This window comes from Cobetia sp. MMG027 (assembly GCF_027947415.1).
In the GTDB taxonomy this organism is placed as follows: Bacteria; Pseudomonadota; Gammaproteobacteria; order Pseudomonadales; family Halomonadaceae; genus Cobetia; species Cobetia marina.
Map to the genome: position 1 here is coordinate 146,650 of NZ_JAQJIO010000003.1, position 12,043 is coordinate 158,692.

General features: G+C 61.5%; 10 protein-coding genes. 6 read left to right on the top strand and 4 right to left on the bottom strand.

All coding sequences use genetic code 11. The annotated features are described in order from the left end of the window. Nucleotides 1-183: 183 nt before the first annotated feature. Nucleotides 184-3,084: a ribonucleoside-diphosphate reductase subunit alpha gene (locus PJK54_RS04765; RefSeq protein WP_084209391.1), complete on the bottom strand. Its 2,901-nt coding sequence runs from the start codon at nucleotides 3,082-3,084 to the stop codon at nucleotides 184-186. Between the two features lie 623 nt (nucleotides 3,085-3,707). On the opposite strand from PJK54_RS04765, the gene PJK54_RS04770 reads away from it, so the two are divergent. The 4 genes from PJK54_RS04770 (at nucleotide 3,708) to PJK54_RS04785 (ending at nucleotide 7,028) form a co-directional block, all read left to right on the top strand. Continuing rightward, entirely contained in the window at nucleotides 3,708-4,412 is a 705-nt protein-coding gene (locus tag PJK54_RS04770; protein ID WP_371861098.1) for a winged helix-turn-helix domain-containing protein, read from the top strand. Between the two features lie 3 nt (nucleotides 4,413-4,415). Then, the gene (locus tag PJK54_RS04775; protein WP_271302358.1) at nucleotides 4,416-6,077 is read left to right on the top strand and encodes an ATP-binding protein; all 1,662 of its coding nucleotides are present in this window, start codon (nucleotides 4,416-4,418) and stop codon (nucleotides 6,075-6,077) included. Between the two features lie 65 nt (nucleotides 6,078-6,142). Continuing rightward, the gene (locus PJK54_RS04780) at nucleotides 6,143-6,607 is read left to right on the top strand and encodes a lipocalin-like domain-containing protein (protein WP_139345494.1); all 465 of its coding nucleotides are present in this window, start codon (nucleotides 6,143-6,145) and stop codon (nucleotides 6,605-6,607) included. 214 nt (nucleotides 6,608-6,821) lie between these two features. Beyond that, nucleotides 6,822-7,028 (top strand): cold-shock protein, encoded by a 207-nt coding sequence (locus PJK54_RS04785; RefSeq protein ID WP_077378903.1) that lies wholly within the window; start codon nucleotides 6,822-6,824, stop codon nucleotides 7,026-7,028. 230 nt (nucleotides 7,029-7,258) lie between these two features. On the opposite strand, the gene PJK54_RS04790 is transcribed toward PJK54_RS04785, so the two are convergent. After that, nucleotides 7,259-8,170: a LysR family transcriptional regulator gene (locus PJK54_RS04790; RefSeq protein WP_271302359.1), complete on the bottom strand. Its 912-nt coding sequence runs from the start codon at nucleotides 8,168-8,170 to the stop codon at nucleotides 7,259-7,261. 537 nt (nucleotides 8,171-8,707) lie between these two features. Between PJK54_RS04790 and PJK54_RS04795 the strand changes: the two genes are divergently transcribed. Both PJK54_RS04795 and PJK54_RS04800 read left to right on the top strand, forming a co-directional pair. Next, nucleotides 8,708-9,736, top strand: coding sequence for an MliC family protein (locus PJK54_RS04795; RefSeq protein ID WP_271302360.1), 1,029 nt, complete (start codon nucleotides 8,708-8,710; stop codon nucleotides 9,734-9,736). A 165-nt stretch (nucleotides 9,737-9,901) separates the two neighbouring features. Next, on the top strand, nucleotides 9,902-10,522 hold the full coding sequence (locus PJK54_RS04800; RefSeq protein WP_271302361.1) for an FMN-dependent NADH-azoreductase: 621 nt from the start codon (nucleotides 9,902-9,904) through the stop codon (nucleotides 10,520-10,522). A 142-nt stretch (nucleotides 10,523-10,664) separates the two neighbouring features. Here the strand turns inward: PJK54_RS04800 and PJK54_RS04805 are convergent, their stop codons facing one another. Together PJK54_RS04805 and PJK54_RS04810 are read right to left on the bottom strand one after the other, a co-directional pair. Further along, entirely contained in the window at nucleotides 10,665-11,291 is a 627-nt protein-coding gene (locus PJK54_RS04805; protein WP_191236528.1) for an IMPACT family protein, read from the bottom strand. 26 nt (nucleotides 11,292-11,317) lie between these two features. Then, on the bottom strand, nucleotides 11,318-11,794 hold the full coding sequence (locus PJK54_RS04810) for a LexA family protein (RefSeq protein WP_077378921.1): 477 nt from the start codon (nucleotides 11,792-11,794) through the stop codon (nucleotides 11,318-11,320). Nucleotides 11,795-12,043: the final 249 nt, after the last annotated feature.

Sequence of the window (12,043 nt, forward strand, 5' to 3'; positions counted from 1 at the left end):
ATCTGCCGAGAGGGAAGGTCAGGCCCGGGCCGTGTTTCGAGACAATGTCAGGAGGCAGTGATTGTTGTGTCGGCACAAGACCGAGCCAGGCTCGGTCTTGAGAAAGTGCCGCAGCCCGCCTGCCGGGGATGTCATCGCAGGCGGGGAGTCAGGCAGGGCCTGACTCGAGTCTTGCGCAATCGCTTACTGACAGGCCTCACAGCCCAGCTCATCGATGTTGCTGGCGGAGGGGGCACGCTGACCGCTCTTGCCTTGCAGGAAGTCTTCGATGCCACGCGGTTCCGGCTTGGCTTCCGGTGCCGGGGTCGGCGCGGGAGCAGGAGCCGGGGTCGGTGCGTTGCCGACGGCGTTGTGCTTGCTGCGATCGACGGTGGACTTCTCCACGGCGGTCGCACCCAGAGCACGGAGGTAATAGGTGGTCTTGAGGCCACGGAACCATGCCATGCGGTAGGTCACGTCCAGTTTCTTGCCGGACACGCCCTGGATGTACAGGTTCAGGGACTGCGCCTGGTCGATCCACTTCTGGCGACGCGAGGCGGCTTCGACGATCCACTTCGGCTCGACTTCGAAGGCGTTGGCGTACAGCGCCTTGAGGTCTTCCGGAATGCGCTCGATCGGCTGGACGCTGCCGTCGTAGTACTTGAGGTCGTTGATCATGACCTCATCCCACAGGCCGCGCGCCTTGAGGTCGTTGACCATGTAGGCGTTGACCACGGTGAACTCGCCAGACAGGTTCGATTTGACGAACAGGTTCTGGTAGGTCGGCTCGATGGACTGCGAGACGCCACAGATGTTGGAGATCGTCGCGGTCGGCGCGATCGCCATCACGTTGGAGTTGCGCATGCCCTGAGTGCGGACCTTCTCGCGGATGTAGTCCCAGTCCTGAGTCTGGCTTTCGTCCATCTCGATGTAGTCGGCGCCACGCTCGGTCTTGAGCTTCTCGATGGAATCGATCGGCAGGATGCCCTGACTCCACAGAGAGCCGTCGAAGCTCTCGTAACGGCCACGCTCGGCCGCCAGATCACTGGAAGCTTCGATGGCGTGATAGCTGACGAGTTCCATGGATTCGTCGGCGAAGGTCACGGCTTCTTCGGAGGCATAGGCGATGGACTGCGCGTAGAGCGCGTCCTGGAAGCCCATGATGCCGAGGCCGACCGGACGGTGACGCATGTTGGAGCGACGCGCCTGCGGAACGGCGTAGTAGTTGATGTCGATGACGTTGTCGAGCATGCGCACGGCGGTACGTACCGACTTCTTGAGCTTGTCGCCATCCAGCTTGCCGTCGATGACGTGCTGCGCCAGGTTGATCGAGCCCAGGTTGCAGACCGCGATCTCATCCTCGGAGGTGTTGAGGGTGATCTCGGTGCACAGGTTGGACGAGTGCACGACACCGGCGTGCTGCTGCGGGCTGCGCAGGTTGCACGGGTCCTTGAAGGTGATCCACGGGTGGCCGGTCTCGAACAGCATGGAGAGCATCTTGCGCCACAGATCACGCGCCTTGACGCGCTTGAACAGCTTCAGCTGGCCCTGACGGGTCATCTCCTCGTACTGCTCGTAACGCGCCTGGAAGGCCGCGCCGTACAGGTCGTGGAGGTCCGGGCAGTCGGACGGCGAGAACAGGGTCCACTCGGTGTCATCGAAGACACGCTTCATGAACAGGTCCGGCACCCAGTTGGCGGTGTTCATGTCGTGGGTACGACGACGGTCATCACCGGTGTTCTTGCGCAGGTCGAGGAATTCCTCGACGTCCATGTGCCAGGTTTCCAGGTAGGCACAGACGGCGCCCTTGCGCTTGCCACCCTGGTTGACGGCAACGGCGGTGTCGTTGACGACCTTCAGGAAGGGCACGACGCCCTGGGACTTGCCGTTGGTGCCCTTGATGTAGGACCCCAGTGCGCGCACCGGCGTCCAGTCATTGCCGAGACCGCCGGCCCACTTGGAGAGCATGGCGTTGTCGCGGATGGCACCGTAGATGCCATCCAGGGCATCCGGCACGGTGGTCAGGTAGCAGCTGGACAGCTGGCTGCGACGGGTACCGGCGTTGAACAGGGTCGGCGTGGAGGCCATGTAGTCGAAGCTGGACAGCAGCTCGTAGAACTCGATGGCGCGACCTTCGCGGTCTTCCTCGTTCAGGGACAGACCCATGGCGACACGCATGAACATGACCTGCGGCAACTCATAGCGCACGTCGTTCTGGTGCAGGAAGTAGCGGTCGTACAGGGTCTGCAGGCCGAGATAGGTGAACTGGTTGTCACGTGTGTGATCGATGGCGGCGCCGAGGCGATCCAGATCGAAGGTGGCCAGTTGCTCATCCAGCTGCTCGAAGGCGATGCCGCTCTCGATGTAGGCCTTGAAGGCGACCGGGTAGTGGTCCTTCATCTCGCCGAAGGTGGCCTCGTCAGCGACCTTGAGGAAGCTCAGGGCTTCGCGGCGCAGGTTGTCCTGCAGCAGGCGGGCGGTGACGTAGGTGTAGTTCGGGTCCTTCTCGACCAGCGTGCGCGCGGTCATCATCAGCGCGGTGGACACGCCATCGACCGGCACGCCGTCGTACAGGTTCTTCAGCGAGTCATCGACGATCTTCTGGGCGTCGACGTTGGACAGCTCGGCGCAGGCATCGAAGACGAGTGTCTCGATACGGCCCAGATCCAGCGGACGCACGCTGCCGTCGAGGTGCGTGACATTGATGGTCGGGTGCGGCTTGGCGATGCCGTCGTTCTGCGCGCTGCGGGCACGGGCGTGCTCGTCACGGTAGAGAACGTAGGCGCGGGCCACCTTGTGCTCGCCGGAGCGCATCAGGGCCAGTTCGACCTGGTCCTGGATGTCTTCGATATGCAGAGTGCCACCATCAGGCATGCGACGCTGGAAGGCATCGGTGATCTGGCTGGTCAGCTGCTGGACCAGATCGCGGATGCGCGAGCTGGACTCGACCTGATCGCCTTCCACGGCGATGAACGCCTTGGAGAGTGCGACGGAGATCTTGCTGGCATCGAAGGGCGCAACATCGCCAGTGCGCTTGATGACGCGCAGGCGCTGGGGTGCGGTCACGTCGACTGCCGCCTGATCGGTGCTGAAAGTGGAATCCATGACGCCTTCCTGAATCGTCTGAAGGTGAATCGTTGCCCGGCGAGGGCCCGTGGGCAAAGCGTGTGTCACTGCCGGCGAGGCACCCGGTGGGGCGTGCCATCACGCACGGCTGGCTGACATATCATCTGATTGCTGTCTCGGCTGGCATGACCCGTCAGGCCACTGAAAGGCGGTCAGACAGGAAATTCGGTACCGATGACAGCTTGGTCGCGGCAGATCATGCGTTGCCGCGCCATCTGCTGAATCATCTCTTTCGGGCTTGACTTGAGGCTTGAAAATTGCCTTTCCGGCTTATGGGTGCGGACGTCGCCAAAACCCTACATATGGGGTGTGAGCTGAATTTGGACACAAGATAGTGTTGTTTTTGGGGTCGTGCAAGTGGATAACTTGTGGGTAAGGTGTGGTTGAAAATCCGTGCCTGCCGCCCGGGGATGTCAAGACATTGCGTGTTAATTTCTTTGCCCCTCGTCAGTGCGCATGTGTGCGGGACAGCTGGCGCGTAAATCCCCAAATTGGCGTATCATTCGTGACAAATCACCCTGAAAAGGTTACGACGTGGCACAGGACGGTAACTCCCTGTGAGCCGCTGGCCACGTCGACCCAACGATGCGGATGGAATGCCCTTGGATACCAATGCGCAAGAACATGTACTGATTGTCGAGGATGACGAGCGTCTGGCGACATTGACGCGTGAGTATCTCGAAGCCAACAACTTCCGCGTCAGCGTCGAACACGATGGCGGCCGGGCAGTGGACCTGATCATCAGCCTGCGCCCCGACATCGTGATCCTCGATCTGATGCTGCCGGGCGAGGATGGCCTGTCCATCTGTCGTCGCGTGCGGCCCCAGTTCTCCGGCCCCATTCTGATGCTGACGGCACGTACTGATGACATGGATCAGGTGCTGGGCCTCGAGATGGGCGCCGATGACTACGTGCCCAAGCCGGTGCAGCCTCGCGTGTTGCTGGCGCGCATGCGTGCCTTGCTCAGGCGGGCCGACGGCCCGGAAGAGGCGGCAGGCGAGACGCGTCTCGTCTTCAATGACCTGGAGATCGACAACGCTACCCGTGAAGCCTGGCTGGCGCGTGAGCGTATCGAGCTGACCAGTGCCGAGTTCGATCTGCTGTGGCTGCTGTCTTCCAATGCCGGGCGCGTGCTGACTCGTGAAGAGATCTTCTCGGCGCTACGTGGCATCAAGTATGACGGCCAGGATCGCTCCATTGACGTGCGCGTCTCGCGCATCCGGCCCAAGATCGGTGATGACCCCAATCACCCTGAGCGGATAAAGACGGTACGCAGCAAGGGTTACCTGTTCGTCAAGGACCTCTGATTCATGCGGCGTGCGCTGTCTGACAGTATCTTCCTGCGCGTCTACGTGGTGCTGCTGCTGGCGTTGCTCCTGACGCTGGGCGTGGCGTTGGGCGGTTATCAGCTGACCAACGCCGTTCGCCTCGAGGCCTACCAGACCCGCCTGGGGGCGGCGCCGATGCTGCTGCTGACCCGGCAGGTGGCCGAGGCGCCTCCTGCCGAAAGGTCGAGCCTGCTGGAGCGCTCCTCGCGCATGCTGGATGCGCGGCTGATGCTGGCGCCTGTCGAGGTATTCGACCTCAACTGGTGGGAGAAGCGCCGTCTGGCGGCCGGCCGGCCTCTGGTGCATGAGCATCAGGATGCCGGCTGGCAGCTACTGATGCAGGTGCCGGGTGAGGAGCAGGTGCTGGAGCTCAGGCTGCTGCATCTGGCTGAGCGACAGTTGCGGGGATTGATGTCGTTGCTGCGGGAAACCTTGTTGCCCATGGCACCGGAGCAGCGTGTCGCTCTGTTGTCGGAGCTGCAGGATGCCTCCGGGCTGGCCTTCGCTCAATTGCCTGACATGCCCAACGGGCTGGATGCGCAACAGGTCGGGCGGATCAACGACCAGCGAGTGGTGCTCAACATGGCAAGCCATGGACAGGCGCTGGCGCTCTATACCCGCCTGGAGGGTCACAACCTGATCAAGGTCGGGCCGCTGCAGGTCTTCGAGACGACCCCGGCGGCATTGATCGTTGCCATGATTCTGGCCGTCATCAGCCTGTTGGGGGGTGTCATCTATCTGGTCGTGCGTTCGCTGGAGGCACGGTTGACTCGACTGGAGAAGGCGGCGACCCGGATTGCCGGCGGCTACCTCGATACGCGGGTCAGGATCGAGACCAATGACTTTCTTGGCCGTCTCGGCATGGCCTTCAATGGCATGGCCGAACGCGTGCAGGGATTGCTGGGAGCCCAGCAGGACATGATTCGCGCCGTCTCCCACGAGCTGCGTACCCCGGTGGCACGTATCCGCTTCGCGCTGCAGATGATCGAGGACATGGTGGATGATGACTTCGTGCTCCGGCAGATCAAGGGCGCCGATGGTGACATCGAGGAGCTCGACAAGCTGATCGACGAGATCCTGACCTATGCACGCCTCAATGACGCCGCCGGGGTTCAGCTGGATCTGGGGGCGGTGGACTGTCGGGAAGTGGCGGAGCAGGTCTGTGAAACCCTGGCGCCACTGCATCCTGAGCTGCTGCTGAGCATTGAAGGCGGTGCCTTTGATGTGGAGGCGGAGGCACGCTATCTGCAGCGTGCGCTGCAGAATCTGGTCTCGAATGCCTGTCGGCATGCAGATTCACGTGTGCTGGTGCGCATCTCCAGAGACCCGCAGGTGGTGCGCATCGATGTCGAGGATGATGGCCCCGGCGTGGGCGAGGAGGACCGCAAGAAGGTCTTCAAGCCATTCGCGCGACTGGATGATTCACGCACGCGATCTTCAGGTGGCTATGGTCTGGGGCTCTCCATCGTGCAGAAGATCATGCACTCTCATGGCGGAAGCGTGGTGGTCGATCGGGGCATCGCCCTGAAAGGGGCACGTTTCAGCCTGCTGCTGCCCTTGTCCAGCAGCAAGCTGGGACGTGAGGCACCTCCTTCCTTGCCGCCCGTGACCCCCGGGGAGGGGGATGACGGGCAGCGCACCTGAGCGATGCTACTCTATCGTGATACGCAGTGGTGCGAAGCGATGTCATCAGCGAGGAGGGCAAGTGGATGAATCTGCAAGATGCGAGCCGTGACGTCGGGGCTCTGCATGACGCATTGATCGGCTCCTGGGAGCTGCAACGCTTCTGGTATGCCTGGCCGGATGGGCGTGAATGGGAGCCATTGGGGAGGTGTGCGGGTCAGCTGCACTATCTCCCCAATGGCTTCATGAGCGTTCAGCTGGCGGCTCGTGAGCGTGAGCCTCTTGGGGTGGCGCCCACTGATGATCAATTGATGGCGGCCTTTCGACAGGGCTTTGCCTATTGTGGGCGCTGGTGCTGGGATGAGCGGCGTCAGGAGGTCCGTCATCAGGTAGACGTCGCGAGCATCGCGGACTGGAGTGGCGTGACGCTGGCGCGGCGAGTCCAGCTCACCGGAGAGTCACTGCTGCTGGGCACGGACGCGCCCAATCTTCAGCTGCCTGCAGGGGGCTATACCACCTGGCTTGCCTGGCAGCGTCTTCATGATAGATGACATCATTACCGAAAAGGCTTGACGGGATCATGGCTTAAGGTGCAAGGTAACCCCTGTTGGATAGCAAGACGCACCACTCAGTCGCCTGTGCTGCTCGGTAAAACGCCTTGAGCGCCCCGAAATGCCTCGCTGATTTGATGCATGGTTTTGCTTTGCCCACGCTCTTCGGGTAATGCCCGTTATTTCAAACATGCTAATCAGAGAGGAATTTCTCATGGCAACTGGTACAGTTAAGTGGTTCAACGACGCGAAAGGTTTTGGTTTCATTGCTCCGGCTGACGGCGGTGACGATCTGTTCGTTCACTTCTCCGAAGTCCAGGCAGAAGGCTTCAAGACCCTGCAGGACGGCCAGCAGGTCTCCTTCGACGTGACTCAGGGCCAGAAAGGCCTGCAGGCAGCCAACGTCAAGGCTATCGACTGATCATTACTCGCTGCGGAATCCGTTCCGTGTGAGATGATAGATGTCTAGAAGCGCCCCAGCTCATGCTGGGGCGCTTCTGTTTGTGTGCGTGAAAAACGCAGTATCGGTGACCTGGTACGCCCCGCAGGGGCATGCCATGAACAAGAGCCCCGTCCCATTGCACGAGAAGCGCAGTGGGGCGGGGCTCTTGTCGTTCAAGTGGTTGTCCGGAGATGCCCTGGGGCATTGGCTCAGGCTGGCTTTACGCCGCTGAGCACCTCAAAGGAGGTCTCGCGGGCAGTGCGCAGGAAATCATCCATCCAGGGAGTGCCCAGCAGATCCTCTCGCACCGCGGCATAGAGCGTTGCCCAGATTCCGTCGCCCAGAGGCAGGCCGCGAACGTAATCGCGGGTCAGGTATTCGGCCAATGCCCAGTTGGGCAGTGCCGTCACGCCGCGACCGCTGGCGACAAGCTGCATCATCATGACCGTCATCTCGGCATGGCGGATCTCGCGAGGGCTGATGTTGGCGGGCTCGAGGAACTGGGTGAACACGTCCAGTCGGTCATGCTCGACAGGGTAGATGATCAGCACTTCTTCTTGCAGGTCTTCCGGTTCCACACGGCCCTTGAGAGCCAGTGCATGCTGGCGTGCCACGGCCAGCATGACTTCGTAGCGGAACAGTGGCAGGTACTGGATACCGGTCATCTCCACCGGATTGGCCGTGATGACCAGGTCCAGCTGCTCGCGACCCAGCGCCTGGAGGGGAGAGAAGCTATGGCCCGAAGGAATGTCGACCTCGATCTCCGGCCAGTGATCCCGGAAGCGATCCACCGTCGGCATCAGCCATTGGAAGCAACTGTGGCATTCGATGGCCATATGCAGCCGTCCTTGCTCACTGCCTGCCATGCGCGCGATGTCACGCTCTGCCATGCGAAATTGCGGCAGTACCTGTTCTGCCAGTGACAGCAGGCGTTGCCCTGCACGGGTGAACTCGACCGGGCGCGTCTTGCGAATGAACAGCGGCGTGCCCAGGCGCTCTTCCAGGTCCTTCAGTTGATGTGAGAGGGCGGACTGGGTGAGGTGGATGCGCTCGGCAGCCTCGACCAGCGAGCCGGCATCACGCAGTGCCAGCAGCGTGCGGAGATGGCGTAGTTCGAGCATGATGAGTTTTGCTCATTTGGATGAGTGAACAGTTCATTTTCATTCAATTCTTGGGCGAAGTGCTGCGCAGGTCAATCGCTGCTGCGCGAGGAAGCGTCAATGAGCTCCGTTGGGCATTCCCCCTGAGCCTGATGGATCTCGGCATGGCCATCGCAGAGGGAGGCGTCTCATGCAGGCAGTGCCAGTGTCTTCACGATGACGGCACCTCATGGGAATTGCCGTGAATCGAGGCCCACAAGGCTGGCTGCGCTTGATAGACTTTCTTCATGCGCCAGGATGGCGTTGCTCTCTACGCCTTGAAATCACGCTGTGTCGCCGCCTCCAGCGGAGTGCGGTGCGTTACTTTCTGTTGTCAGGCATGCCCAGGGAGGGCTTTACATGTTTCCGTTTCACTCGCGCCCGGATCATACGAGGGCCGCTGCCTGTTCGGCGCCAGATGTCTCGCCTTGGCGTGGCGGGCGTCAGGTGGCCACTATCTCGACATGCACTGCGACAGGTATCTCGACAGGTGCCTCGGCCAATCTCCTGTGCGTGTCGATGATGGCGCTGCTGAGTGGCTGCTCCATGCTGTCGGATGAATCGCGTGATGCGCCGAGTGCGCAGGTGATGCCGGCACCGCTGAAGATCCCTGAAGTGCGTCCTGCCACGAAACCAGTCAAGCCCAGGGCACCCAGTGCCGAGTCGCTGGGTCAGGCGCCGGCGGTGACATTGCCCGCGACCTTCCTGCCGCCTCGGGGGGCCAGCGAGTATCAGGTCTGGCGCTGTACGCCGGCGCAGGATCTGTTGATGGCCTTCAGTGATGGACAGGACGCGAGGGGCAGGCCTCCCGTCTCTGTGGCGACGGACACCCCTCAGGAGGCGACTGCTGAAGGCTGGCTGCGGCTATGGTCGCGTCAGCATGCCTACGCCCTGGGGCATGTGGTGAGTGCTTCCGGCGCCCGTTATCGGGCCAATGACGCCCCGGTCTCCGAGCGGCAGCGTCAACAGGCCGAGGGGGGAGCCCGTGAACTGGAAGTCTGGTTCAAGGGGCGGGAAGCCACGCTGCACAATGCGCGCGGCAATCTTGAGTGCGTTCAGGATGATCAGCGCACCATCCAGATCCCCGATGACCAGCCGCTGCTGGTGGCACAGGGTCACGAGCCTGAGTGGCGTATCAGTCTGGATCGAGCGCATAACCGGATGACGGTGACGGCATCGCCCGACCTGTTGGGTGCCGTGCAAGGCAAGGCGCGGGTGTCGCAGGACGCTACAGGCACCGATGACAGCAGCTCTGGCGTTGCCGGGAACGAGAGCGGCAAGCAGGAGCAGGAGCAGGAGTCATCGTCGCTCAGTCAGTTGACGTTACCCTATCGGGTCAATGACGACGGCAAGCATGGCAAGGTGCTGTCGGCGCGCTTGCCGCGCGCTTCAGTCGGCAGGGGGTGGCTGAAACTGAGCCTGACGCCGGGTGCCTGCTTCGACACCATGCAAGGTACCCCGTATCCGCTGACCTCCGAGCTGACTCTGACGCGAAAAGGAGGAGAATCTCGAGATCTGAGTGGCTGTGGAGAGGCATACCTCCCCTGACATGACGTTTTTTTCGTCGATTTTTTCGAATGGTTGGTGCGATCTTTATCGCTTTTCGTGCCACGGAGTTCATCTATCATGGCGGGCAGCTCTCCATCACGGGCAACGGATGCCAAGCCTGGCTCGTGATGGGAAATCGTCCTTTCTGTCTGCGGAGAACCTGCCATGTCTGCCACACCGCTCAATGTTCTGCTGGTCTCATCTTCCCTGTTCGGAGAAAAAGGCAACTCTCGTGAACTGGCTTCCGCGTTCGTGGATGCCTTGCAGGCGTCCGGTCACGAGCATCAGTTGACGCATCATGATCTGGTCGAGCGCGATCTTCCGCACCTGGGTGCCGCCGAGATGCAGGCATGGATGACGCCGGCGGATGAGCGAAGCGCCGAGCAACGCAAGCTCGCCGAGCTGTCTGATGGTTTCCTGGCCGAGCTGAGAGCGGCTGACCTGCTGGTCATCGCGGCACCGCTCTACAATCTGGGCCTGCCGACGCAGATGAAGGCGTGGTTCGACCGGGTGCTGCGTGCCGGCGAGACCTTCCGCTATACCGAGAAAGGGCCCGTGGGTCTGCTGGAAGGCAAGCAGGCACTGGTGCTGGCAGCACGTGGCGGGATGTATGCGGGCAGTGACCTGGACTCCCAGACGCCGCATCTCAAGTCGATGCTCGGGCTGATGGGCATCACGGATCAGCACTTCGTATACGCTGAAGGCCTCAACATGGGCGATGAGCCAAAGGTGGGAGCTCTGTCAGAGGCCAGGACAGGCATTGCCAACTACGTAGATGCTCTCTGACCTGGTGTATCTGCCGTAGCTGAGTCACATTGGTTGAGCATGATGAATGAAAACGCCACCGCCGCTCTGAGAGGAGCGGCGGTGGCGTTTGTGCTATCGGGAAGCAGAGGTCACTGGGGGAGGAGACAGTGGCTGGAAACGCTCAGCCTTGGTCTTCGAGCACTTCCAGTGCGCCCTTGAGGCGCGCATGCAGCTCTTCCAGCGGCGGCTGAGCGCCGCCTTGCGGCCAGCCGGCCGTCAACACCACGCCATCGGCGGCATAGTCGCTGGCATCCACCGGTACATCGTAGCCGCTCAGCCAGTGACGCACGTCGGCCTCATGAGCGAATCCGACCTTGAGGCGCCTGGGCGTACGCGGCGTGAAGGTGGTGGTGGGCAGTCGCTCGAGGGCGTCGAGCACGGCACGACTGTATGCACGAGCCAGGCCACCGGTGCCCAGCTTGATGCCGCCGAAGTAGCGGATCACCACGCAGGCGATCTGCCCCACGCCGCTGCCTTCCAGTACCTGATACATCGGCCTGCCGGCGGTACCGCCCGGCTCTCCGTCATCGGAGAAGCCGATGGCATTTTGCTCATTCGGCGCACCCGCGATGAATGCCGTGCAGTGATGACGTGCATTGGGATGGGCGAGATGCGCCTTTACCAGCAGCCGCGTCATGGCGTCTGGTGTCGGAGCGTGGGCCAGCCAGGCGATGAAGCGGCTCTTCTCGATCTCGATGCTGTGCTCGTGATGCGCCTCTGGCGCCAGTGCAGGTATCTGATAGCTCATCGTGCCATCTTAGCAAAGCGTCGCCCTCAATGAGTGACGGCGTTGCCGCGAACGACACCCATCACCATGCCCAGCACTTCGATATCGGCATTCTTGAGGTAGATGGGGGCCATGCTGTCGTTGGCCGGTTGCAGGCGTACACCGCTCTTCTCGATATACAGCTTCTTCAGCGTCACTTCCTGCTGGTTGATCATCACCACGGCGGTCTCACCATTCTCGGCACTTTCACTGCGCTCGATGATGATGATGTCGCCATCATGGATATTGCAGTTGATCATCGAGTGGCCGCGAACGCGCAGGGCGTAGGTATTGCGTCGCACCATGCGCGTCGGCACGGCGATCGTGCCACAGTCGGCGATGGCTTCGATGGGCATGCCGGCGGTGATGTTGCCGAGCAACGGGATATCCATCATGTCGCTGGCAGTGATTTCCTGCCAGGCCTCGTCATTGAGCGGCAGATTGTGAAGGCGCTGAAGGTAGTGTGGAGCGTGAAGACGTGACATGAGCTATCCCCTGATGCTGTGCGGTCGGCAGAGGGAGCCGACCTGCGATGCAGCGTGAAAGGTCGTCAGGCTGAGTTCATCTGCGGCCTGATAGGCTCTGCGAACATGATGACAACGCGATGAGAGCCGACCCGTTCGGTCTGCTGCCCGGGCAATGCCAGGCATGCGATGACGATACTGTATGAGTACTGTTTTTGTATACAGTGTCTGCATCATAGCAAGCCAGCGCGAGGTGGCAAGGGGTGAGTC

Bases quoted from the DNA above. Each gene is read 5' to 3' on its own strand.
- PJK54_RS04785 (WP_077378903.1), top strand. From the start codon at position 6,822: ATGGCAACTGGTACAGTTAAGTGGTTCAACGACGCGAAAGGTTTTGGT.
- PJK54_RS04795 (WP_271302360.1), top strand. From the start codon at position 8,708: ATGATGGCGCTGCTGAGTGGCTGCTCCATGCTGTCGGATGAATCGCGT.
- PJK54_RS04790 (WP_271302359.1), bottom strand. From the start codon at position 8,170: ATGCTCGAACTACGCCATCTCCGCACGCTGCTGGCACTGCGTGATGCC.
- PJK54_RS04775 (WP_271302358.1), top strand. From the start codon at position 4,416: ATGCGGCGTGCGCTGTCTGACAGTATCTTCCTGCGCGTCTACGTGGTG.
- PJK54_RS04805 (WP_191236528.1), bottom strand. From the start codon at position 11,291: ATGAGCTATCAGATACCTGCACTGGCGCCAGAGGCGCATCACGAGCAC.
- PJK54_RS04780 (WP_139345494.1), top strand. From the start codon at position 6,143: ATGAATCTGCAAGATGCGAGCCGTGACGTCGGGGCTCTGCATGACGCA.
- PJK54_RS04800 (WP_271302361.1), top strand. From the start codon at position 9,902: ATGTCTGCCACACCGCTCAATGTTCTGCTGGTCTCATCTTCCCTGTTC.
- PJK54_RS04810 (WP_077378921.1), bottom strand. From the start codon at position 11,794: ATGTCACGTCTTCACGCTCCACACTACCTTCAGCGCCTTCACAATCTG.
- PJK54_RS04765 (WP_084209391.1), bottom strand. From the start codon at position 3,084: ATGGATTCCACTTTCAGCACCGATCAGGCGGCAGTCGACGTGACCGCA.